Consider the following 22,917-nt stretch of genomic DNA (forward strand, 5'->3'; position numbering starts at 1 on the left):
GACGGTCGGCCGCGGTTGGGGCCGCTTGCCGGGACGGGCCGAACACCAACCTCCGAAACCGACACACGGGAACCCTCATGCCCTACAAGATCGTCATGGTCCGCAACGATCCCAACTATGGCAAGCGACGGCACAAGGGGCTGGCAGCAGTGCATGTGCTGAGGTCCTACCTGGAACGCCACAGCGCCCTGGCCTCCGAGCTTCAGGTGGAAATCGTGGAGCTCAACTCCTGCTGGCCCCAGGCCACCGAGTTGGACACGCGATGGATACTCAGCTTCGAACCGGATGCCGTCGGGCTGAGTTGCTATTGCTGGAACATCGGCATGCAGGCCGGCATCGCGAGCATGCTTCGCCGCGCTCGTCCCGGGATCGCCATTATCGCAGGAGGCCCCGAGGTTTCGTTCGACGCCGAGGCGTTCATGGCGGCGAATCCCGCTGTGGATTATGTGGTTCGCGGCGAGGGCGAGGTTACCTTCACGGAGCTGGTGGACCACCTTGTTTCGGGAAAGGGACGGCCTGCGGCCATCCGGAGCCTGAACTGGCGAAACGGCGGGACGACATGCGCCAACCCTGACCGCCCCCTTATCGAAGACCTGGATACCATCCCCTCCCCCATCCTGGACCAGCGTGTGGACCTCTTCGCCACCGACGGCGAAGTAATGATCGAGACGGTGCGCGGCTGCGTGTACCACTGCAGCTTTTGTTTGCACAACAAGGGACAGACGGGGATGCGCGTGTTCTCGTGGCCGCGGGTCGAAGCCGAGGTGCGCGCACTGTGCGAGCATCCGGCCGTCAACGTCATCTGGTTCGCCGACCCGACATTCGACTACGACGAAGCCCGGGCGCTACGCATCCTGCGGCTCATCGAGGAGGCCAACGCCGGGCAGGGCGTGGCCTTCGAGCTGCGAGCCGAGATGCTCACCCCCGCACTCATTGCCCAGCTCGCCAGGCTCAATGTGGTCGACGTCGGGATCGGGCTGCAGTCCATTAACCCCATAGCCCTGAGCAACGTGCGCCGGGCGTCCAATCTCGAGAGCTTCCGCCGTAATGTCTCCATGCTGGCCGAAGCCCTCAAGGACGTCGGCACCCGCATCGATTTGGACGTGATCTACGGATTGCCCGGCGACTGCTATGCTGGGTACATGGATACCATCGACTTTGCGCTCGATCTCGGCGGTCACGTGTACTACCAACCTCTCCGGCTGCTTAAGGGCACGAACCTCGCGCAGCGGGCGGAGACCTTCGGCTTGGAGGCGGCGCCATCACCCCCGCACAACCTGGAGCGCAGCCTGACTTTTCCGCACGAAGACATGATACGCGCCCACCACCTCAATGCGGGTTTGGACTTCCTGCAGTGCGAGTCCATGGTTGTGCAGGAGGCAATTCGCGAGTTGCGGGACATGGCCAGACAGGCCAGCCAGAAGTGTTCCATGGCGACCGCATGCGAGATCGTGGGCCGGGGCCTGTGGGCAAGCGAGGCACGCAACTTGTTCCGGGTCGCCAACGCAAGCCCGGACGACATCCCCGTGCATTGGCGTATATCCGAATTGGCTACTCTTTTGACAGGGGGCCGCCTGGATAATATCCTGCCCATTGGCCCTCGGCATGACCTCGCCACCCGCCTGCGGGCGTCCATGTCGCTGTCCGATGGTTGCGCCCCCTCCTCCTCCGGGTATTTCCATGCCGCCCTGTGAACAGAAGTCGGCCTCCGGCATCCCTACCCTTCCCCTGGCCGGGCGCATCGCGATCATAACCGGGTCATGCGGCGACGGCATTGGCCGCAGCACCGCGCTGATGCTTGGCCGGCTCGGCTGCGGGGTCGTGCTCAACTACGGCACCCATCGCGATGGGCCGGTAATGGCGGACAGGGCCCAGCGGGTGGCCGACGTCATCCACGAACTGGGCGGCAAGGCCGTCATCTGCCGCGCAGACACGCGCGACCAGGTCCAGACGGAGAGCCTGGTGCGTTGCGCCTTGGCCTTGGGCGGTCGGTTGGATTTCCTGGTGCTCAACGGGGGGGGAGATTGGCAGGTCAACGATGTGTCGCGCATCAGTCCGGAGCATTGGCGGTCGACGCTTGCCGCCGAAGTTGACGGGGTCTTCCTGCTTCTGCGCTGCGCGTTGCCCCACCTACGCAAGGCGGGGAGTGGGCGGATAGTACTCCTTGGCTTGAACGGTGCGGCGAAGCTTGACGAGACGGAAGGCATGGCGCTGGACTACTGCCTGGGTAGGGCTTCCCGCGCATGGCTCGCTACCGCTCTGGCGCGTCAGGACTACGCGGCGGGAGTTCGCATCAATATCGTGGAGCCCGGTTACGTGCCCGGCCTGGGCTTTTCCCGTGCCGTCGAACTGGTGCGCAGCGAGTCGTTCACTCTCTTTCCTCCCCCGGCGCCCCTGACCTGCCACCACGTGGCCCGCTTGGTTGTCCTGCTTTGCGGCGCGGTCGGGGACCACATGTCAGGGAGTTCCCTGCGCATCCCCACCGATATCCTGCCCGTCGACCGGAAGGACCCGGTATGAGGCGGTACGACGGCTCACGCAGTGTGGACGAACGGCTCCAGCGCGTGCTCGCGACAAAGCTTGAGGCGCCCATGTCGCCGGACGGCGGGCACAGGGTTATTTTTCGCACGGCCAGCGGCGCGTGGCTTACCGATCTGGACGGTAATTCCTATGTTGATTTTTCCAACGGCCTCGGCTCGGTCCTGCTGGGACACAACGACCCACGGGTAAACGAGGCCTTAGTGATGTGCCTCCAGTCCCGGGGGGAGGTGGGTGCCAGCCCGACCGTCGAACACCTGCACGTGGCCGAAGTGGTCGCGTCTCAGGCGGGAGGGGACGCGTCGGTGGCGTTTTACAGTTCCGGCACGGCTGCCGTGCGCGCCGCCGCCGAGGTGCTGCGAAAGGTGACCGGCCGCCGGATGCTGCTCAGCGCCGGATACCACGGTTGGGACCCCCTTTGGCATTCAGGTTCCGCGCCGTTTGAGCCAAACCAACTGGGCGTAATGGACTTCTTCCACGACCTCGGCATGTTTAAAAAAGCCCTGAAGCGTTACAGAGGCGACATCGCCGGGCTCGTATTATCGCCGGATTACCTCTACCTCGACGCCGTATGGTACCGGACGATACTTGACACATGCCGCGAGGAGGGAATCCTCGTCGCGTGTGACGATGTGAAACTTGGTTATCGCTACCGCCCGGGGGGATCGCTTGCCCGTGTGCAGGCCAGAGCCGACCTCACCGTACTTGGCAAGGGACTCGCAAACGGCCATCCCCTGGCCTGCGTGGTCGGGCCGCCGGAACTCCTCGAGGGCGCTCGGGACATGGTCGCCACCGGGCTGCACGCCGTGCTGCCGTTTGTCGCAGCCCGAGCAACACTTGCCCAGCTTTCCGAGACTACACCCTATGACAATATCCGGAGGGCGGGGGATATGTTTCTTGCCCAGGCGCGTCAGTTCTTCGCCAGCGCGAGGCTCCCCGTAGAAATCATTGGGGACGGAGCCCTGTTCGTATTTGTGTTCGGCTCCGAAGCTCTGGAGAACGCCTTTTATGCACGGAGCATGGCTCACGGGCTTCTTTTTTTCGCTGGGGACAATCAGTCACCGAGTGCGGCCTTTGACGACGGTATTACCGATGTCGCGATAAAACGGCTCGCTCAGGTGGTTGACGGCCTTACGCTGGAGCGGCCGCCCGAGGGATGGCCGGCAATCACCGACGACATGCGGTGGCGTGTGGCCTGGCGCACCATGGAGGGGTTCCCCTTCCCCCATGTCCCCGCGCAACAGCGGGATGCTTGGCTTCGCGACCGTCTTGGCGAGGGGACAACCTCCTCATGCGCGTGACAGCAGTGGCCATTCTGAACACTCTTCTCGCCGCGCTGCCCTGTGGCCCGCATTGTATCGTGTCCCCCCATCCGGACGACGCGGCACTGTCCATGGGCGGTATTCTCATGCTGCTCGCGTTATCACCTGCCATGCCACGGCGCGTGCTCCTCACTCCGTTTACTCGCAGCATTTACGCACCTGGTATTCCGGCCGAAAGCCGTACCCAGGAGATTGTGAGCGTCGTCCGCCTCCAAGAGGATGCCGCGTTCGCCAGCGCGGTGCATGCTGCGTACTTCCCGCTCGACATGCCCGACGCATCACTGCGCGGGTATAACGACAACACCGAGTTGGGTGAGGTGATGGACACGGACCGGAGCCCGGGCCAACTCGTCTCTTGCCTGCGCGCCGTCATCCCGTCTCGACTTGGCGTGGTCTGGTGCCCCCTGGCCATCGGCGGTCACGTGGACCATATTTTGGCCCGCAACGGCGTGCTCTCCACTGTGTCCGCCGATGTGGTCATAATCTATTATGAGGATTTGCCCTACGCAGCCGGGTTCGACGAGGCCACCATTGGCGCTTTTGCTCAGAGGGTGCATGAGAACCTCCAGCCCCTGTCGATCGACATCGATAGTGTCTGGCAGGCGAAACTGGCCGGGTTGCGCTGCTATTCCTCGCAACTCGGTAAGGCTGAGCTGGCAGCTGTGGAACAGGCTGCTGTGCGGCGAGCGATTCCTCCGGGGAAGCGGGCCGAACGGATCTGGATTGCGAACGGCCCAATATATGTAACCCTCCCCTAAAATCGGGCCAGCGCAAAGTTGAGATTTCTGACAAACCGTCCCCTAGGAGGAAACGATGCGGAAATCTCGTTTTTCTGAGACACAGATCGTCAAGATGCTCAAGGAAGCCGAGGCAGGACGACCCGTGACGGATATTTGCCGTGAACAGGGAATCAGCGTGACCACATTCTACAAGTGGAAAACCCAATACGGCGGCATGGAAGCGTCTGATGTGCGCCGCCTCAAAGATCTTGAGGCTGAACACAGCCGTCTCAAGCAGATGTTTGCCGAGTTGAGCCTGGAAAACCAGGCCTTGAAGGATGTGATCGCAAAAATGTTGTGAGGCCAGCCGACAAAGGCGAGTTGGTCACCTACGCCCACGTCGAGCATGGACTGAGTCTGCGCCGTGCCTGCCAAGCTTTCAGCCTGAGCAGGTCTGTGTACGGCTACCAGCCCAAGGAATCCGACGACGAACTGGTGATTGACGCGCTCGTCAGGCTGGCCGAGAAGCATCCACGATTCGGCTTCGGCAAGTTGTTTCCGCTGCTGCGTCGCGAGCAACCGATGTGGAATCACAAGCGTGTACTCCGGGTGGCGATGGCTTTTTCGAGCCAGATATCTCGGGTGGGCCGTGGTCAAACTGGAGTTTGTGCTCAATGCCATGGCGTTCAATCTAGCCAGCTGCATCGACAAGCGTTACCAAAAATGCCGTTGCTTTTTTCGCGCTATGCTATAAAATGATCCCAGAGAAACGAGGAGAATATATCATGAAACTTAATGATATCATTGCCTACTTCACAGAGCATCCTGGAAGTCTTGCGGAGCTCGCTGCGGCGGAACCCACGGCACTGGCTGCGGCTCTTGCTGCCGAACCGGTTGCCATGGCAGAGATCGTTGCGACGGAACCGATGGCGCTGGCTGAGGCTCTTGCTGCCGAACCGGTTGCCATGGCGGAGATCGCCGCGGCCAAGCCCGAGGAGTTTGTAAAAGCTTTGACGAAAGATGTGAAAGTGGCGATGAATGCATTTTCTGCCATGCCAATTGTTATGGCTGATATCATACAAGATATTCCGGAATTGGTTGCTTTGGTGGCTGGCAGAGGCGGGATTGGCAGCAAGGTATAGCTACTCATTTTTTGTCTGTGTCGTTAAGAATATATCATCTAATTTAATGTTGTTTTATTGTTAAAATGGGCAACAATTGATTCAGCCAAAAAAGCCGACAATTCCAGCCGGCACCCTGCTGCAATGGGTGTCTGCACTTCCCAAACGCCTTAATTCTGGCGATCCAACATCAATGCGGCTTGCAGTTCTCATGTCGCATTTCTTTGAAGGACCGCGGTATCACACGCAAGCACGCAAAGAATTACAGGATCGACTGCTAGACTTGACGTATCGCGTGGCCCGCGAGCATGTTCCGTATTATGAAAGACGACTTCCCTCAGTGGATTCTGCCTCGTTGACTGTTTGCCGCCTCCGCGATCTCCCCACTATAAGTCGGGCCGAAGCATATAAAAATAATCAACAACTAATCTCCCCTGTTACAACTTTTGCCTTTGTAACGTTTACCAGCGGAACGACTCGGCAACCCCCTTTGCTGATCGAACGCTCAACTGAGGAACAGCAATATATCTCCAGCTTTTTTATGCATCTTCAGGCTAGTTTGTTTCTGGATTCCAAACGTTCCGCGCCCCTGGGGTTGAGCGAGGGATTCTTGGACCACGGTTCAATCCTGCGCGCCCCTGCCTTCGGGTATTCGTTCGTTGTGGAACTTGCGACCGACCGGGGGCAAAACCGTGCTCTGTGGCTGCTGCAAAAGGAATTTCAATTTCCGAGAATTGAACATAAAATCAGTGCGTTATATGGATCCTTCTACATGCTACGATATCTCTGTGAGTTGTTAAAGGCGGAAAATGCAGTGCCGCCACCGGGACAATTGCGTTCCGTCACATGCTTTGGCAGCGCGGTGTCACATGCTGGCAGGCAACGGATGGCTGCTATCCTCGGGGTGCCCATAGGTGACAACTACTCACTGGCAGAGATGTTCGGTGGGGCGCGCTATTGTCACCAATGCGATGCATATCACTTTGATCCTTTCGTAATTCCCGAGGTTGTTGATTTGGCAAATGGTGAACCCGTAGAAATGGGCTCCGGGGAGTTGGTGCTTACGCCACTTTTTCCCTTCACCCAACGGTTTGTCCTCATCCGTTATCGGACAGGCGATCTTGTTGAAAGAATTGTTACGAATTGTGATCAAGGAGAAGAGGGGTATCGATTCCGCGGACGGCTGAAAAACTCCATTGAGGTTGGACGCCTCGGCGGCGGGCTTATTATCGGTGAGGCGGAAATCGCCGACGCTCTGGATAGTCTGCCGGAAGTTAACCGCTCGACGGGCACGCTTACACTCCTGTCTGATCGGACAACGGCCGGAATTCCCATGTTCCGCATCTCGAGGTTGGCGGAAAATGGAGGTCTGCATCTGGAGTTGGAATTGAATCGAGAAATCCAATTTCGCGAACCCATTATTGCGGATATTCGCAAAGCCATCTTATCAATTGTACCTGGTAATACAAAAGAGTGGCTTTCCGCCAAACCGGAAAGGATCCTCATTGATTTTATTGAATGCGGCATTTTGCCAGAGCGTGACTACTTTGATCTTTGAACGATTTTATGAAAAGGGTTGGCACATGACGGTAGGTGGAGCAGTCGGCGGGGCCATGCGGGAGAGCGCGAGGCCCGGTTCGGCGTGCTTGGGCAGGAACAGCGGCGGAGGCCCTGGCATCGCTGTACTCGCATAGCGTCTCCAGGTAAAGTTTGGGATGCCCTGCTTGCACGGGCAGGACCTTTGCGGCCACAAACGCCACGGACGGGTATGCCGCTACCGCCAGGAGCTATTCTACCCTGGCAGGAGTGAAGCACCTGGGTGGGAGTGGCTCACCATCGGGGGCATGACCGTTAAATGAACTGTAAGGGGCATCCGCATACCCTGCGGCGCACCCAGTGTAGCTCAAGACGACTATTTCAGCATTCAGGGAGGCTCTCAGAGTCAGCAGAGCCTGCGCCAGCTTCAGCGGACGAACTTCCCTCTAAGGGGGCGCCCCCCCTGCCCATCTGGCCAAAATAGCTCAGTCTGCGAAAGAAATAATCCCTATTCTGTGAAGGATTAGACGTGAATCGCGAATATGTGAATTTTGCGGGAATAAGAATTGAGGTGGTCCGGGTAGGTTGGACAGGTTGGCGGCGCATTTAAGCTATAGTCCGGTTGGTGCTCATGCCGCCTTGGAGGCCGAGTGGCTGGAGTGGCCATCCCGGTATACGTCCATGGGGCGGCGACCGTCAAAAGCCGTATGCGGCCGCTGCTCGTTGTAGAAGCGGAACCAGTCTCCAAGCGCTTGGCGAGCCTGACTGCCGGTTTCGAATTCCCGGTCGGGTAGACGAGGGAAGTCTCCTTCCCCCGCCCCCCACAGATCCGGACATGCCCCTTTAAGGCATCCGGCTCTTCTGTTCATGGTCTTGCTGCGCGACGGTAGACCGAGTGTACCACTACTGCAAATGGTAATGGATAAGTCTTCCTCAAGAGGTCGAAGTCTTGCCAGCTCATGTCGCTCCTCTGTGATCGTCGACCAAGCCATTTCCACCACAGCTTTTGCACTCCTTCTCGGAATGCATTGAGCCTGCGAGCGTTACAGGTGATCCCGTAGTACTGGTAGTGGCCCTTGACCTTGAGTACGAGAGTCCGGTACTGATCCGCAACATTATTATGTCGATTGATCCGGCACCACTCCCCTACCGCTTTCAAGGCCCTGGCAAGACGATCTTTTGCCGTCTTGCGTTTGACAACCCAGTTCCCTTTCAGGGACTTACTCCAATAGTGGGTGAAGCCCAGCAGATCGAAACTGAGCCGAGGGTGTCCACTGCCCCCCGATCCGCCACCCGGCGGGAGGAATCGTATCAAGCGTGTCTTCTCCGGGTGGACGGCAAGACCGAACCGACCAAGTCGCCTCGGCAGTACCTCTTCGACCTTCCGGGCGTCCATCTCATTGCTGAAGACCATGACAAAATCATCGGCGTAGCGGATGAGGAATGACTCGCCCCGCATACGCGGTCTGACGACGTGCTCAAACCATTTGTCCAGGACTTCGTGGAGATAGATGTTCGCCAGAAGGGGCGAGATCACTCCTCCTTGTGGCGTGCCGGCGTCTGGATACGCAAGCTGGCCTGCTTCGAGAACCCCAGCCTTGAGCCACTTATCAATAACCCGTCGTATCACACCATCGCGCACCCGCAGGTCAAGAAAGCTCCGGAGATGTCCAGGTCACGTCCGTCAACGTGGTGTAAATTCTGGTGTGCTTGAGGTGGCCCTCGGTCAGGCTGCTCTTGGTGGAATTTGGGCTGGCTGCGCCTCGTTTGGTTGGGTGTTGAGTTCGGCCATGGCCTCGACCTGCATGTAGCGGCTTTGCAGCTGCCACTCGTCGTTTTGCTCCAGTAAGATGGCCCCGATGAGCCGGATGATGGACTGTTCGTTGGGGAAGATGCCGACTACGTCCGCCCGCCGCTTCACTTCTTTATTGAGCCTTTCCAGCGGATTGGTGCTGTGCAGCTTGACCCGATGCTGCGCCGGGAAGGTCATGTAGGCCAGCACGTCGTGCTCGGTTTCGTCCATGAAGCTGGCGAGCCGTGGCCATTTTCCACGAAGCTGATCGGCGACATGCCGCCAGGTCTGGCTGGCGTTGGCCGCATCCGGCTGTAAAAAGGCCTGGCGCAGGGCGGCCGAGACCATGGCGTGCTGGGACTTGGGAACCCGGGCCAAGGCGTTTCGCATCCAGTGGACCCGGCAGCGTTGCCACGTGGCCCCGAACGTCTTGGCCATGGCGGCCTTGAGGCCTTCATGGGCGTCGGAGACGACAAGCCTCACGCCGCCAAGTCCCCGACGAAGAAGGCTTTTGAGGAAAAAAGACCAGAACGGCTCGGCCTCGCTGGGGCCGATGTGCAGTCCCACGATTTCTCTGCGGCCTTCGGTGTTCGCCGCCACGGCGATTATGGCGGCGACGCTGACCACCCGGCCGCCTTCGCGCTGCTTGAGGTAGGTTGCGTCCAGCCACAAATAGGGCCATTCGCCGGTCAGCGGCCGAGAAAGAAAGGCATGGACCCGTTCATCAATGTCCTTGCACAGCTTGGACACCTGGGACTTGGAGATGCCGGAAAGGCCCATGGCCTGGACCAGATCATCCACGCGCCGCGTGGAGATGCCGCCGATCCAGGCTTCCTGGATGACGGCCACCAAGGCGCGTTCGCTGGTCTTGCGTGGCTCCAGGAAGGGCGGAAAGTAGCTGCCCTGGCGCAGCTTGGGGATGCGCAGTTGCAAGGAGCCGATGCGGGTATCAAGGCTGCGGTCACGGTAGCCGTTGCGGTAGCTGACTCGCTCGGGGCTTCGCTCGTGGCGGCTGGCCCCGATGAGGCCGTCCACATCGGCTTCCATGAGAAGCTGCAGGACGGCTTCCGCCAGGGAGCGGAGAAAATCGCCGCCGTCGGCCTTTTGCATCAGCTCGATTAATGCCATGCTGTCCTCGGCCATCGTGGTCTCCTTTGGTTGCAGGTGCGGCGTCGTAACTTCACCTTACAGCCAATTGACCCGATGGCCACCTCGCCCATTCCGTCCGGGCCGGAGGCTCTCCCCCGGCCTGGACGACTTCAGAATTTACACCACCTCCGTGGACGCTACCGATGTCCATGGTCCAGCGTGTCGAAGAACTTGCGGATGTCCACTTCGTAGACGTACCTGCCTCTCATCCCCATGATGCCGCGCCACAGCGTCTCCAACGCCTGGTGACATGACCGGCCGGGGCGGAAACCGTACGAGCAGGGAAGAAAATCCTGCTCATAGACCGCCCCCAGAACCATGGCCACTGCGCGTTGCAGCACCTTGTCCTCGATGGTCGGGATGCCGATCGGGCGGGCGGCCCCGCTTGCCTTGGGGATATACGCCCGCTTGACCGGAGGAGCCTTGTACGTCCCGCTCTTGAAGCGATCCAAGAGGGATGTCAGGTTCTCATCCAGCTGTCCCTCATACTCCGCTGCTGTCTGCTGATCCACACCTGATGCCCCATCCTTTCTGGTGAGGTGGAATGCCTCCTTCAGAAGGATGACATCAACATGGTGGGCCAACGTCGTAAAGACTATATCCGGTGCTTGCTTGGCCAGCTCCGCTACCTTCTGCAGTCTCGTTGAGATGTTTTCCGGGCTCGATGTCCCTTGCATCTTTCCCTCCAGAAGTTCCATAAACAGACGCCCCCTTCCCTCCTCTGGGTCCCCTGGGTGGGTTCCCCTGATTCATCGGTACTATGGGGCGTTCCGACTCCCTGCCATCCGTCTCCTCCGGCTTCGTTTCCTTCGCCTTCAGATACCGCTTGTCGCCTGAATATTCGCTCCTGTTCCCGGGCAGACGAACCCAGGGCAGGCCTGGACGAGATTACCGGCTCTTCCCTTCCGTATTCTCAAGCGGAGATGGCAGGGTCTCCCAGGTTCCTGGGGAACCCACTGTCTGCATGCCTTGTTCTTCGACCCCGGCGGGACCTAGAGGTGATGCTGTGTTGCCCCCAGATGTTGCCTTTCGGAAACCTGAAGCCGTCAGCTCCCGCGAGTTGCAATTTCGGGGCTCAATAGCAAGGCCTACAAACTCCCTGTGTACGCTTCACGTCCAGGATTACTCCTGTCCGCGCAACACTCGGTTCCGGCTGTCAGCACACTTGGCCGGACGGGCTTGGCTACCCGTAGGGTTCCAATAGAAGGTTTCAGCATTCCATACATTCTCCTTCTCCAGGCTTGCCCTGGCGCACCAGGTAGACGCATTCCCATTTCACCGAGCGCCACAGGCGTTCAATGAAGACGCTGTCCATCCACCGGCCTTTGCCATCCATGGAGATGGCGACGCCGGCATCCTTGAGCGCCTGGGTGAAGTCCTGGCCAGTGAACTGCGAGCCTTGGTCCGTGTTGAAGATCTCCGGTACCCCGTAACGATTCATGGCCTCTTCCAAGGCGGCAACGCAGAAATCAGCATCCAGGGTGTTGGATAGCCGCCAGGACAGCACCGCCCGGCTGTGCCAGTCCATGACACTAGCCGAGAAATGGGAGGAGCCAACAGTGATTATCCTCCGACTCTGAGTAGGGGACTGAGACTGCTTGTTAGAAATAAGTTAGAAAAAACGAAAGGCCCGGCGACTAACCGGGCCTTTTGCAAGGGAAATTCGTGGGGTGACTGATGGGACTCGAACCCACGGCAACCAGGGCCACAACCTGGGACTCTACCAACTGAGCTACAGTCACCACTGGAGAACGAATCCTTTAGACCCCATCGGCCGGCCCGTCAACATCTTTTTGCCGGCCTTGCCCATATCGCCCCCCCGCGCTATGCTTTTGGGCGCCAAGCAACAAATCCCTTGCCCCACGGCAAGCCCGCCAAGGAACATCATGGACAAACTGCGTATCCGGGGCGGAAAGCCCCTCTGCGGTGTCGTGCGCGTCAGCGGCTCCAAAAACGCCGCCCTGCCCATCCTGCTCGCCGCGCCGCTTCTGACCAAGCCGACCGTCATCGACAACGTCCCGCGCCTGCGCGATATCCACACCACCCTCAAGCTCCTCGACATCCTCGGCTGCCCCTCCGCCTTCGAGGGCAACACCGTCCGCCTGGAGCCGCCCGCCAGCCTCAACCCCGAGGCCCCCTACGACCTCGTGCGCACCATGCGCGCCTCGGTGCTGGTGCTCGGCCCCCTGCTCGCCCGCACCGGCCAGGCCCGGGTGGCCCTGCCCGGCGGCTGCGCCATCGGCGCCCGGCCCGTCAATTTGCACCTGACCGCCCTGGAAAAACTCGGCGCCACCTTCAACCTGGAAGCCGGCTACATCGAGGGGCGCTGCGACAAGCTCACCGGCGCCCGCATCGTCTTCGACTTCCCCACGGTCGGCGGCACGGAAAACCTGCTCATGGCCGCGAGCCTGGCCGAGGGCACGACCATCCTCGAAAACGCCGCCCGCGAGCCCGAAGTGGCCGACCTGGCCGATTTTTTAAACGCCATGGGCGCGAAAATCACCGGCCACGGCACCTCGGTCATCACCATCGAGGGCGTGCCGCAACTGGGCGGAGGCCACTACCGCATCATGCCCGACCGCATCGAGGCCGCCACCTACATGATGGCCGCGGCCATCACCGACGGCGAACTGCACATCGAGTGCTGCCCGTTCATGGAACTCGACGCCGTGGTCTCCAAGCTGCGCGAGATGGGCGTGCAGGTGGAGGCCACCAACGCCGGGGTGCAGGTGCGCCGCCGGGAACAACTGGTCGGCGTGGACGTGGCCACCCAGCCCTATCCCGGCTTTCCCACCGACGTGCAGGCGCAGATCATGGCGCTGATGTGCGTGGCCATGGGCGCGGGCTCCATCCGCGAAACCATTTTCGAAAACCGCTTCATGCACGTCCAGGAGCTGGTGCGCCTGGGCGCCCAGATCCGCATCTCCTCCCAGAACGCCTTCATTCGCGGCGTCAAGAGCCTGACCGGCGCGCCGGTCATGGCTTCCGACCTGCGGGCCAGTGCCTCGCTGGTCCTGGCCGGCCTGGCCGCCCGGGGCGAAACCCTCATCCAGCGCGTCTACCACCTGGACCGGGGCTACGAGGCCGTGGAAGTCAAACTGCGCAACGTCGGCGCGGATATCGAACGGCTGCCCTGACCCTCCCCTCACGTCCGGCCTGGCCGCCGCAGCGCCAAGGAGTCGTGCTTGCCCGCCATCGACCTGAGCGTTTTCGATCTGTTCAAGATCGGCCCCGGGCCGTCGAGTTCCCACACCATCGGACCCATGCGCGCCGGCGCCGATTTCCTGGGCTTTGCGCGCGGCCTGCCGCCGCAGGTGCTTGCCACCGCCGGCCGCGTCGCGGTCACCCTCTACGGGAGCCTGGCGGCCACGGGGCGCGGCCACGGCACGGACCGGGCCGTGCTGGCCGGGCTCCTGGGGGAGCTGCCCGAGCGCTGCCCGCCGGATTTCCTCGACGCCCTGGCCCGCGACCCCGACAAGCCACGCCGGTTGGAGCTTGGCCCGACCGCCCTGGAGGTCAGCGCCCGGGACGTGACTTTCGGGCCGGTGGCCCACGACCTGGGCAGCCCCAACACCTTGCGCGTGCAACTCCTCGGCCGGGGCGAGCCGGCGCCGGTTTTAGCCGAACGCCTGTACGCCTCGGTCGGCGGCGGCTTCGTACGCGTCGTCGGGGAGCCGGATACCCCGCGCCCGGCACCGGCCCATGCCTACGAAACCATGGCCGACATCAAGCGGATCGTGGCCGAGCACGACATCGGCCTGACCAAGCTCCTGCTGGAAAACGAAACCGCCGTCAGCGGCCTGGGGCAAGGGGCGGTCCTGGCCGGCCTCGACGGGGTGCTCACGGCCATGGACGCGGCCGTAACCGCCGGGCTGGCCGCCAGCGGCCCCCTGCCCGGCCCCCTGGGCCTGGCCCGCAAGGCGGCGACCCTCTACGAGCGCGCCGGCCGTTCCCGGCGCCAGCCCCACGAGAGCCTGCTGGCCAAGCTCATGGCCTACGCCTTTGCCGCGTCCGAGGAAAACGCCGCCGGCCATGTCGTGGTCACGGCCCCGACCTGCGGCGCCTCGGGCATCGTCCCGGCCACGGCCCGGTTCATGCGCCAGCATCTGGAACTGCCCGAGCATTCCATCCGCGAGGGCTTGCTGGCCGCGGCGACCATCGGCTTTCTGGCCAAGCACAACGCCACCATCGCCGGGGCCGAGGGCGGCTGCCAGGCCGAGGTCGGCGTGGCGGCGGCCATGGCCGCGGCCATGCTCGCCCATGGCGCGGGCTTTGGCGTGCGGGTGGTGGAAAACGCGGCCGAGACCGCCCTCGAGCACCACCTGGGCCTGACCTGCGACCCGGTGGGCGGCTATGTCCAGATTCCCTGCATCGAGCGCAACGCCATCGGCGCGGTCAAGGCCTATGCCGCCTACCTGATTGCCTCCGACGAGATGCTCGCCCACCACAAGGTCGGCCTGGACCAGGCCATCGCCGCCATGCGGGCCACCGGCCGCGACATGCACTGCAATTACAAGGAAACGGCCCAGGGAGGGCTGGCCGTAAGCGTCATCGCCTGTTGAAAGGCCGTCTTGGCCCGCACCGCTGGCAAACGGCCCGGGATGTGGTATGTGGGAACCGTAACCGTGTGACAAGGAGGTTCGTATGTCTTTCGCGCGTATCTTCCCTGTGGCGGTTTTGGCCGCCGTGTTGTGCTGGCCGGCCGTCCCGGCCCAGGCCGTGGGGCTTTTCCAGTGCGTCGACCCGGCCGGCCGGCAGGTCTGCGTTCTGGACACCGGCTCCATGACGAATTTTTCGCCCTCGTCCCTGTGCAACCGTTCCTGCCCGGCCTGTGCCGGACGTTGCGACGGCGCCCGCTACTACCCCTCGCAATCCGGCCATTGGGAAAAATCCTGGCAGGTCGCGCCCGGCATCGGCGACAACAACATCCTGACCCCCGGGCCGGACGTGCGCCAGGACGCCCAAACCATCGTCCGCGAAGGCCTGGCCGCGCCGCAAACCCCGCCGCCCCCGCCCGGCACCTACTACCCGGTGGCCCCCCCGGCCCCGAACCAGCCCCTGCCGCCGGGCTACTACTATTACGTGCCACCCTCCTCCGGCACGCCCATCAACTGAGCGGTGCCTCCGGACATGCCTCGAAAGCAACGCCGCCCGCCGGATCGACGATCCGGCGGGCGGCGGGCGGGGCGCAACGGGCGGGAAGACGGGAACTTCTCACCCGGAAACGGACCTCTTTCCGAGAGAACCACAGGCTGGAATCATTACGGGATTCCAAAGGGCGGCAGCCCTTTGGCCGCCGCAGGCTTCTCCCCTGTCTATAATTACAGACCCCTCGTATTTTTCGGGACGCAACTCTAGCAGGTGCAGGCCGGCTTGGCCGGCGCGTCCTCGCGGAAAGGCGACATGCGCCGCAAGGTCTCGATGACCCCGGGCAGGCTGTCCAACACGAGGTCGACCTCGGCCTCGGTGGTGTAGCGCGAGAGGCTGAACCGAATGGAGCCGTGGGCATAGGTGAAGGGCACGCCCATGGCCCGCAGCACGTGGGACGGCTCCAGGCTGCCGGAGGTGCAGGCCGAACCGGAGCTGGCGCAGATGCCGAACTGGTCGAGCATCAAAAGGATCGCCTCGCCCTCGACGTACTTGAAGGCGATGCTGGACGTGTTGGGCAGGCGGTGCTCCGGGTCGCCGTTGACGATGCAGTCCGGGACCTTGGCCAGGATGCCCGCTTCCAGGCGGTCGCGCAGGGCCCTGACCCGGGTGTTCTCGGCGTTGATGTTGTCCCTGGCCAGCTTCATGGCTGTGGCCAGGGCGATGATGCCGGCGGTGTTTTCCGTGCCGGCCCGGCGGCCGCGCTCCTGGTGGCCGCCGATGAGGAAGGGCCGGTAGGGCGTGCCCGTGCGCACGTAAAGCACCCCCACGCCCTTGGGCGCGTGGAGCTTGTGGCCGGACAGGGCCAGCATGTCCACGGGAAGTTTCGCAAGGTCGATGTCCACCTTGCCCACGGCCTGGACGGCGTCGGTGTGAAACAGCACGCCCCGGGCCTTGCACAGCGCCGCGATCTCCGGGATGGGAAAGATGGTCCCGGTCTCGTTGTTGGCGTACATGACCGACACGACGGCCGTGTCCTTGCGGATGGACCGGCCGAGTTCCTCGAGGTCGAGCCGGCCCTTCTCGTCCACGCCGAGGTACGTGACCTCGTAGCCCTTTTCCTCCAGGTGCTTGGCCAGGCTCAGGACCGCCGGGTGCTCCACCCGGGTGGTGACCAGGTGGCGCTTGTCCGGATGGACGGCCAGGGCGCTCAAAATGGCCGTGTTGTCGGATTCCGAGCCGCAGGAGGTGAAGATGACCTCCTCGGGCCGGGCGCCGAGGGCCTCGGCCACGTCGGCCCGGGCCTTTTTCAGGGCCGTGCCCACCTGGCCACCGAAGGAGTGCATGCTCGACGGGTTGCCGTAGAGCTGGCCGAGGTAGGGAAGCATGGCCTCCACCACCTCGGGGGCCACCATGGTTGTGGCGTTGTTGTCGAGGTAAACCGGGTTCATTTGCCCGCCTCCCGGACCGTGATGTCGGGTTCCACCAGCTCCTGCAGGCGCTTTTGCACGAAGTCGGTCAGCGTCACGTTGCTGACCGGGCAGCCCTTGCAGGCCCCGCGCAGGGCGACCAGCACCGTCTTGCCGTCGATGTCCACCAGCTCGATGTCGCCGCCGTCCTTCTTGAGGTTGGGGCGGATCTCCTCGTCCATGACCTGGGCCACCCGGCGCATGCGTTCGAGGTTGGTCAGGGGCTTGGCGGCCACGGGCTCGGGCGCGGCCGCCGGGGCCTTGCCCAGTTCCTCGTCCAGGATGGCCTGCAACTTCTCCAGGCAGTCGCCGCAGCCGCCGCCGGCCTTGGTGAAGTCCGTAACCTCCTCGACGCTGGTCAGGCCGTTTTCCCGGATGGCCCGGCGGATCTGGCCGTCGTAGACGCCGAAGCACTTGCACACCAGCTCGCCCTCGGGTTCGTGCCGCGGGGCCGCCTCGCCCTGGTAGGCGGCCAGGGCCGCTTCCAGGGCCTCCTGGCCCATGACCGAGCAGTGCATCTTCTCCTTGGGCAACCCGCCCAGGTAGTCGGCGATGTCCTTGTTGGTGAGCTTTCTGGCCTCTGCGACGGTCTTGCCCTTGAGCAGTTCCGTGAGCACCGAGCTGGAGGCGATGGCCGAGGCGCAGCCGAAGGTCTGGAACGTCGCGTCCTCGATGACGCCGGCGTCATTGATCTTGAGAAAGAGCTTGAGCGCGTCGCCGCAGGCCAGCGACCCGACTTCGCCCACGGCGTTGGCCCCATCCAGGCTGCCCACGTTTCGGGGATGGAGAAAATGATCCCTGACCTTGTCCGTATAGTCCCACATGCTGTCCTCCGTGCGCGTCTTTCGGCGGGAAGCCGGCGGCGCGAAACCAGTGTAAGCCGCAAAACGCTCCGGGAAAAGAGGCTGGCCACGTTTTCCGGCCCTCCCGGCAATTTCATACCATAGTGAGAGGATTAGCGATGTCAACCGTCGGCTTTACCCGTTGCCTGGCATGCGCGATGTCAACCCTCGGCTTTACCCTTTGCCCGTCATGGGCTATCAGGCGATCGGGAAAGACACCGTCTTTCCGCCTTCCCCGACGCCGCCCGCGACGCCCGGGAGACCTTGCCCATCACGCGGCGCGGCGGCCCGGCCGTCGCCCGGGAAGGGGGGACCATGCTGGAAAAACTCGGGCTCATCGCCCTGGCCGGGGCGGCCGGAACCCTGGCCCGCTACTGGCTGTCGGGGCTGGTCTACGACCTCGTCGGCCGGGATTTCCCCTGGGGCACGGCGGCGGTCAACATCCTGGGCTGTTTCCTGTTCGGGCTTTTCTGGGAACTGGGCGAGGACCGGATGTTGCTGCGTACCGAGGCCCGCGTCATCATCCTCACGGGGTTCATGGGCGCTTTCACCACTTTTTCCACGTTCATTTTCGAAAGCGGCGGGTACCTGGAAGACGGGCGCTGGCTGCCGGCCCTGGCCAACGTGACGTTTCAGACCGTGATCGGTTTCGCCGCGCTGTTCGGCGGCCTGATCCTGGGCCGGATGTTCTAACGACGCGCGCAAGGAGTCGTCATGGCCGAATATGCCGAAGTCGAACTGCTGCGGGTGTACTGCGGCGAATCCGACCGCACGGACGGCCGCCCCGTCCACGAGGCCCTGGTGGAGCTGGCCCGCAAGCACGGCGCGGCCGGAGCCACGGTCTTTCGCGGCGTGCTGGGGTTCGGGGCGGGCAGCCTGGTGCATACGGCCAAACTGCTGCGCCTGTCCGAGGACCTGCCGCTGGTGGTGGAGATCGTGGACCGGCCCGAGCGCATCGAGGCGCTTTTGCCGCGCATCGAGGCGGCGACCAAGGGCGGGCTCATCACCCGCCAGCGCCTTGTGGCCCATTTCCACTGCCCGGTACGGGTGCGCGACGTCATGGCGGCAAACGTGGCCACGGTGACGCCGGGCACGCCCCTGCCGCAGGTGGTGGACCTGCTCGTGTCGCGCCGGGTCAAGGCCGTGCCGGTCCTGGACGCCAAGGGCCGGGTGGCGGGCATCGTCACGGGCGGCGACCTGCTGTCGCGCGGCGGCATGGAGGCCCGGCTGTCCCTGCAGGGCGTGCTGACCGAGGCGGCCCGGCAGGAGGAGCGCGACAGGCTCTCCGGCCACACCGCCGGCGACGTCATGACCGCGCCGGTTGTGACCATAAGCGACCGGGCGGGCCTGCGCGAGGCGGCCCGGCTCATGATCAAAAAGGGGCTCAAGCGCCTGCCGGCCGTGGACGAGGCCGGCGAGCTCGTGGGCATCGTCAGCCGGGCCGACATCCTGCGCTCGGCCGCCGACCTGGCCCCGGCCGCCGAGGCCTTGCCCCGGTTCACGGCCGGGCTGTTCCAGCTGGCCCGCGACGTCATGTTCACCGAGGTGCCGACAGCCGCGCCGGACACCCCCCTGGCCGATGTCGTGTCCCGGCTGGTGGCCTCGCCGCTGCGCCGGGTGGTGGTGGTGGACGGAGCGAACAAGGTGCTCGGCATTGTCCTGGACAGCGACCTGCTGACGCGCTGCGGCCCCGGGCGCAAGCCGGGCCTGGTGCAGGCGCTGTTCGGTTTCGGCGGGCAGGACGACGCCGCCTGTCCGGCCGGCACGGCCTCCGAAGTCATGGTCCCGGGCGTGCACACCGTGCCCGAGGACGCCTCGCTCATGGACGTGCTGCAAAAGATGCTGGCGGCCAAGGTCAAGCGCCTGGTCGTGGTCGACGACGCCGGCAAGCTGCTCGGCATGGTGGACCGCGAGGCGGTCTTGCGGGTCATCGCCGGGACCTGAGGCCGGCGCTTCGAACAACCTGCGGCAGGCGGGAGGTCGTCATGGCCCAACAGGTCCGTGTGCATCCCCTTGATCCTTCGCATCGGCCGGAGCTCATGCATGTCCTGGTCCCGGCCTTCGCCCGTCACCCGGTCTTTGCCCCGGGCACGCCCCAGGCAACCGTCGCCGCCCTGCTCGACCTGTTGCTCGACATGTTCTGCCCGCCCGACCGGGCGCTGTTGTACGGCATCCGCCAGGAAGGGGAGCTCGCCTGCGTCGCCTTGGCCCTGGACCCGCGCGACGAACCGGGGGGCCTTAAGCTGCTGCTTTTTTTCTCCCGGTTCCTGCGCATCATGGGCTGGCGCAGCATGATGGAATTCTTCCGCATCTACCTGGGGCGGCCGCACTACCAGGCCCGCTACCTGGAGCTGTTCCTGCTCGGCACCCTGCCCGCCTGGCAACGCTCGGGGCTGGGCAGGGAAATGCTGGGCTTCCTCTACGACCTGGCCGCCGCGCGGGGCTTCGCCGGCCTCATCCTGACCGCGGCCCGGGAGTCGCCGGCTTGCGGCTTCTACAGCCGGGAAGGCTTCGTCATCGACTCCGAGGCGTTCTACCGGGGCGTGGCCATGGTCAACATGCGCCGCGACGGCCCGCGCTTTTCCCCTTTGCCTTAACGGCCGATTCACGGTAAGCCCCGGCACGCCGGGCCGCGCCGGTCCCGTACCCGGGGCGCCCTCGCCCCACGCCCGGCCAGCCCACACCACACCCAAGGAGCAACACCATGGAACGCACCCTTTCCATCATCAAGCCCGACGCCGTTTCCCGCAACCTGTCCGGGGCCATCCTCAAAATGATCCAGGACGCCGGCCTCAAGGTCGTGGCCGTCAAGATGATCCAGCTGACCAAGGCGCAAGCCGAAGGCTTCTACGCCGTGCACAAGGAACGCCCGTTTTTCGGCAGCCTGGTCGATTTCATGATCTCCGGCCCGGTGGTCGTGTCCATCCTCGAAGGCGACGACGCCATCGCCCGCTACCGCACGCTCATGGGCGCCACCAACCCGGAAAAGGCCGAGGCAGGCACCATCCGCAAGACCTACGCCCTGGACATCGAGAAGAATTCCGTCCACGGCTCCGACGCCCCGGAAACCGCCGCCTTCGAGACCGCCTACTTCTTCAGCGCCCTGGAAATGGTGGGCTAGCGCCATGGCCGCCGTCATCGGCTTTCTCGGCGCGGGCAACATGGGCGCGGCCATCATCAAGGGCCTGGCCGCCGTTCCCGCGGTCTCGGCCCTGGCCTTCGACCTGGACACGGCCAAGGTGGACGCCCTGGCGGGCGCCGGGCTGGCCCAAAAGGCCCAGACCCCGGAGGCCCTGGCGGCGGGCAGCGACTACCTCGTCCTGTGCGTCAAGCCGCAGTACCTCGCCACCGCCATGGAGGCCCTGGCCCCGCACCTTAGGCCCGGCACCGTGGTATGCTCCATCGTGGCCGGGGTGACCATGGCCCGGCTGCGGGAACTGACGGGCGGGGCCTGCCCGGTGGTTCGGGTGATGCCCAACACCCCGGCCCTGGTCGGAGCGGGCCAGTTCGCCCTGTGCCTGGACGACCCGGCCCTTGCCCCCGAGGCGAAGGCCTTCGTGGAGGAGCTTTTCGCCAAGCTCGGCCGCACGTATGTCCTGTCCGAGCAGTTCTTCGACGCCTTCACCGGCCTGGCCGGTTCCGGGCCGGCCTACGTGCTCTACTTCATGGAAGCGCTCATCGAATCGGGCGTGTACATGGGCTTTCCCCGGGACAAGGCGGCGGACATCGTCACCGGGCTTTTTGCCGGCACGGCCAAACTGGCGGCCAAGTCCGGCAACCACCCGAGCCTTTTGCGCGAAATGGTCACCTCCCCGGCCGGCACCACCATCGAGGCGCTCATGCACCTCGACCGCCAGGCCGTGCGGGCGGCCATCATCGACGCGGCCGTGGCCTCGCGGGACCGCTCCAAGAAACTCGGCGGCTGAAGCGGCCATCTTGTACGCATAAAAAAGCCCCCGCCGCGCCGCGACGGGGGCTTTTGCGTTATGTGGGTTGGTCGGACGGGGACTTAGGCGGTTTTGACCACATTGCTGGCCTTGGGACCCCGTTCGCCCTGAATGATGTCAAAGCGTACGAGTTCCCCTTCGCGCAGGGTGCGAAAACCCTCACCCTCGATGGACGAATAGTGGACGAACACGTCGTCCTCGCCCTCGCGCATGATAAAACCATAGCCCTTTTTGTCACTGAACCATTTGACGGTGCCTTCGAATCCCATACAGCTGCCCTCCTGAAAAAAATCGTAGTATATGGGTTAGCATCCCCGTCACAAATACGTCAACAAAAAAACCCCGTCCCCATCATGTCGATAGTGCAACATACGCCAAGCCCTTCGACTTTCACGACAAGCATCTTCTGCATAAGAAATGTCAATAGATCGCACTCAAGCAAATAATAACTATCGCAACCAGGAGCCCACTGGCCATCACCAGCCGCTCCAGTTTGGCATACCGTTGCGCATTCCATGGCACGCCCGGCGGCCCCATGGCCGGTTTGGCCACAGGCACGCCGAAATACATTGCCGCACCGCCCATGGTGCCGCCGCACAACCAGGCCGCTGCGGCCATGGGCCAGCCGGCATTGGGGCTGGCGCTTCGTTTGGCGTCCCGCCGGACATCGCCGAGGCGCACGCCGCCGGCCAGGCCCAGGAACCAGGCCGCGCACCACATGGCCGCAACCGTGAGCCGGGCCGGCAGCCAGGCCAGGGCATCGTCGGCCCGGGCGGCGAAAAAGCCCAGCCGCGCGTAACGCGGCGTGCGGTAGCCCCACATGGAATCGGCGGTGCTCACGGCCTTGTAGGCCCAAAGCCCGGCCGGACCGCCGAGGGCCAGCCAAAAAAGCGGCGCCACGAAGGCGTCGTTGGCGTTCTCGGCCACGGATTCGGCCAGGGCCCGCCACAGGCCGTCCGCGCCCAGGGCGGACACGTCGCGGCTGACCAGGCCGGCCACCACGGCCCGGGCTTCTTGCGTCCGTCCGACTTCCAATAACCGTGCCGCCCGGCGCCCTTCCCGCAGCAACCCGCCCAGGGCCAGGCCGGCGTAGGCGAAATACAGGCCGGCCAGCCAGCCCACGCCCGGCAGGCCGGCCAGCCCCCGGACCAGCCCGGCGCTGGCCGCCGTCACGGCCAACACACCGGCCGCGCCGAACAGTCTATTGCGCCAGCCAAGCCGGTCGGCCAGCCGGTCCAGGCCGGCATAGGCCGCACCGATGGCCCGCACCGGATGGGGCAGGCGCGGCGGATCGCCCCAAAGCAGGTCCAGTCCAACGGCCGCCAGGAGAAGAAGCGTTTCGGGCATGGTTTTCTTTCCCGGGATTCGGGTTGAAACAATCGTGGTTGAAACAA

At 63.7% G+C, this 22,917-nt stretch carries 24 protein-coding genes, 1 tRNA gene and 1 pseudogene; 16 read left to right on the forward strand and 10 right to left on the reverse strand.

Annotation, left to right across the window (positions count from 1 at the left end):
* Window positions 1–77 precede the first annotated feature (77 nt).
* The 8 genes from ACP59X_RS14980 (at window position 78) to ACP59X_RS15015 (ending at window position 7,258) form a co-directional block, all read left to right on the forward strand.
* Window positions 78–1,694, forward strand: coding sequence for a B12-binding domain-containing radical SAM protein (locus ACP59X_RS14980; RefSeq protein ID WP_428559775.1), 1,617 nt, complete (start codon window positions 78–80; stop codon window positions 1,692–1,694).
* Window positions 1,681–2,520 (forward strand): SDR family NAD(P)-dependent oxidoreductase, encoded by an 840-nt coding sequence (locus tag ACP59X_RS14985; protein ID WP_428559778.1) that lies wholly within the window; start codon window positions 1,681–1,683, stop codon window positions 2,518–2,520. Before ACP59X_RS14980 ends, ACP59X_RS14985 begins: the two co-directional genes overlap by 14 nt.
* Window positions 2,517–3,839: an aminotransferase class III-fold pyridoxal phosphate-dependent enzyme gene (locus ACP59X_RS14990; protein WP_428559780.1), complete on the forward strand. Its 1,323-nt coding sequence runs from the start codon at window positions 2,517–2,519 to the stop codon at window positions 3,837–3,839. The genes ACP59X_RS14985 and ACP59X_RS14990 overlap by 4 nt, the downstream gene beginning before the upstream one ends.
* Window positions 3,830–4,618 (forward strand): PIG-L deacetylase family protein, encoded by a 789-nt coding sequence (locus ACP59X_RS14995; protein WP_428559782.1) that lies wholly within the window; start codon window positions 3,830–3,832, stop codon window positions 4,616–4,618. Before ACP59X_RS14990 ends, ACP59X_RS14995 begins: the two co-directional genes overlap by 10 nt.
* Before the next feature lie 55 nt (window positions 4,619–4,673).
* Window positions 4,674–4,940: a transposase gene (locus tag ACP59X_RS15000; protein WP_428559784.1), complete on the forward strand. Its 267-nt coding sequence runs from the start codon at window positions 4,674–4,676 to the stop codon at window positions 4,938–4,940.
* 20 nt (window positions 4,941–4,960) lie between these two features.
* Window positions 4,961–5,338 (forward strand): hypothetical protein, encoded by a 378-nt coding sequence (locus tag ACP59X_RS15005; protein WP_428559786.1) that lies wholly within the window; start codon window positions 4,961–4,963, stop codon window positions 5,336–5,338.
* Between the two features lie 26 nt (window positions 5,339–5,364).
* Window positions 5,365–5,721 (forward strand): hypothetical protein, encoded by a 357-nt coding sequence (locus ACP59X_RS15010; protein WP_428559788.1) that lies wholly within the window; start codon window positions 5,365–5,367, stop codon window positions 5,719–5,721.
* Between the two features lie 76 nt (window positions 5,722–5,797).
* Entirely contained in the window at window positions 5,798–7,258 is a 1,461-nt protein-coding gene (locus tag ACP59X_RS15015) for a phenylacetate--CoA ligase family protein (RefSeq protein ID WP_428559790.1), read from the forward strand.
* A gap of 607 nt (window positions 7,259–7,865) precedes the next feature.
* Here the strand turns inward: ACP59X_RS15015 and ACP59X_RS15020 are convergent.
* The 6 genes and pseudogenes from ACP59X_RS15020 to ACP59X_RS15045 form a co-directional block, all read right to left on the reverse strand.
* Window positions 7,866–8,105 (reverse strand): integrase core domain-containing protein, encoded by a 240-nt coding sequence (locus ACP59X_RS15020; RefSeq protein WP_428559792.1) that lies wholly within the window; start codon window positions 8,103–8,105, stop codon window positions 7,866–7,868.
* The gene (locus tag ACP59X_RS15025; protein WP_428559794.1) at window positions 8,102–8,878 is read right to left on the reverse strand and encodes a reverse transcriptase domain-containing protein; all 777 of its coding nucleotides are present in this window, start codon (window positions 8,876–8,878) and stop codon (window positions 8,102–8,104) included. Before ACP59X_RS15025 ends, ACP59X_RS15020 begins: the two co-directional genes overlap by 4 nt.
* 84 nt (window positions 8,879–8,962) lie before the next feature.
* Window positions 8,963–10,171, reverse strand: coding sequence for an IS256 family transposase (locus ACP59X_RS15030; protein WP_428558936.1), 1,209 nt, complete (start codon window positions 10,169–10,171; stop codon window positions 8,963–8,965).
* 143 nt (window positions 10,172–10,314) lie between these two features.
* Window positions 10,315–10,875: a reverse transcriptase domain-containing protein gene (locus ACP59X_RS15035; protein WP_428559796.1), complete on the reverse strand. Its 561-nt coding sequence runs from the start codon at window positions 10,873–10,875 to the stop codon at window positions 10,315–10,317.
* Between the two features lie 557 nt (window positions 10,876–11,432).
* A pseudogene (locus ACP59X_RS15040) lies at window positions 11,433–11,720 on the reverse strand (transposase); the annotation flags it as partial.
* A 123-nt stretch (window positions 11,721–11,843) separates the two neighbouring features.
* Window positions 11,844–11,919, reverse strand: a tRNA-His gene (locus tag ACP59X_RS15045).
* A gap of 144 nt (window positions 11,920–12,063) precedes the next feature.
* Between ACP59X_RS15045 and murA the strand changes: the two genes are divergently transcribed.
* The 3 genes from murA to ACP59X_RS15060 all read left to right on the forward strand — a co-directional run bounded on the left by murA (window position 12,064) and on the right by ACP59X_RS15060 (window position 15,292).
* The gene (murA, locus tag ACP59X_RS15050; protein WP_428559799.1) at window positions 12,064–13,314 is read left to right on the forward strand and encodes a UDP-N-acetylglucosamine 1-carboxyvinyltransferase; all 1,251 of its coding nucleotides are present in this window, start codon (window positions 12,064–12,066) and stop codon (window positions 13,312–13,314) included.
* A gap of 48 nt (window positions 13,315–13,362) precedes the next feature.
* Window positions 13,363–14,739, forward strand: coding sequence for an L-serine ammonia-lyase (locus ACP59X_RS15055; protein WP_428559802.1), 1,377 nt, complete (start codon window positions 13,363–13,365; stop codon window positions 14,737–14,739).
* Window positions 14,740–14,821: 82 nt separating this feature from the next.
* Complete coding sequence (locus ACP59X_RS15060) at window positions 14,822–15,292, forward strand: hypothetical protein (RefSeq protein WP_428559805.1); 471 nt, start codon at window positions 14,822–14,824, stop codon at window positions 15,290–15,292.
* A gap of 239 nt (window positions 15,293–15,531) precedes the next feature.
* Here the strand turns inward: ACP59X_RS15060 and nifS are convergent, their stop codons facing one another.
* Together nifS and nifU are read right to left on the reverse strand one after the other, a co-directional pair.
* Window positions 15,532–16,716, reverse strand: coding sequence for a cysteine desulfurase NifS (gene nifS / locus ACP59X_RS15065; protein WP_428559807.1), 1,185 nt, complete (start codon window positions 16,714–16,716; stop codon window positions 15,532–15,534).
* Window positions 16,713–17,558 carry a Fe-S cluster assembly protein NifU gene (nifU, locus tag ACP59X_RS15070; RefSeq protein ID WP_428559809.1) on the reverse strand — a complete coding sequence of 282 codons (846 nt, stop codon included), beginning with the start codon at window positions 17,556–17,558 and terminating at the stop codon, window positions 16,713–16,715. Before nifU ends, nifS begins: the two co-directional genes overlap by 4 nt.
* 333 nt (window positions 17,559–17,891) lie before the next feature.
* Between nifU and crcB the strand changes: the two genes are divergently transcribed.
* The 5 genes from crcB to proC all read left to right on the forward strand — a co-directional run bounded on the left by crcB (window position 17,892) and on the right by proC (window position 21,502).
* Window positions 17,892–18,269, forward strand: a complete 378-nt coding sequence (gene crcB, locus ACP59X_RS15075; RefSeq protein ID WP_428559811.1) for a fluoride efflux transporter CrcB — start codon at window positions 17,892–17,894, stop codon at window positions 18,267–18,269.
* Window positions 18,270–18,290: 21 nt separating this feature from the next.
* Window positions 18,291–19,520, forward strand: coding sequence for a DUF190 domain-containing protein (locus ACP59X_RS15080; RefSeq protein ID WP_428559813.1), 1,230 nt, complete (start codon window positions 18,291–18,293; stop codon window positions 19,518–19,520).
* A 41-nt stretch (window positions 19,521–19,561) separates the two neighbouring features.
* Entirely contained in the window at window positions 19,562–20,173 is a 612-nt protein-coding gene (locus ACP59X_RS15085) for a GNAT family N-acetyltransferase (RefSeq protein ID WP_428559815.1), read from the forward strand.
* A gap of 107 nt (window positions 20,174–20,280) precedes the next feature.
* Window positions 20,281–20,697 (forward strand): nucleoside-diphosphate kinase, encoded by a 417-nt coding sequence (ndk, locus tag ACP59X_RS15090; protein ID WP_428559817.1) that lies wholly within the window; start codon window positions 20,281–20,283, stop codon window positions 20,695–20,697.
* Between the two features lie 4 nt (window positions 20,698–20,701).
* Window positions 20,702–21,502: a pyrroline-5-carboxylate reductase gene (gene proC, locus ACP59X_RS15095; RefSeq protein ID WP_428559819.1), complete on the forward strand. Its 801-nt coding sequence runs from the start codon at window positions 20,702–20,704 to the stop codon at window positions 21,500–21,502.
* An 83-nt stretch (window positions 21,503–21,585) separates the two neighbouring features.
* On the opposite strand, the gene ACP59X_RS15100 is transcribed toward proC, so the two are convergent.
* Window positions 21,586–21,792: a cold shock domain-containing protein gene (locus ACP59X_RS15100; protein ID WP_428559821.1), complete on the reverse strand. Its 207-nt coding sequence runs from the start codon at window positions 21,790–21,792 to the stop codon at window positions 21,586–21,588.
* Window positions 21,793–21,943: 151 nt separating this feature from the next.
* The gene (locus tag ACP59X_RS15105; protein WP_428559823.1) at window positions 21,944–22,870 is read right to left on the reverse strand and encodes a CobD/CbiB family cobalamin biosynthesis protein; all 927 of its coding nucleotides are present in this window, start codon (window positions 22,868–22,870) and stop codon (window positions 21,944–21,946) included.
* Between the last annotated feature and the right edge of the window lie 47 nt (window positions 22,871–22,917).

It is taken from the genome of Solidesulfovibrio sp. DCME, assembly GCF_049995385.1.
GTDB lineage: Bacteria > Desulfobacterota > Desulfovibrionia > Desulfovibrionales > Desulfovibrionaceae > Solidesulfovibrio.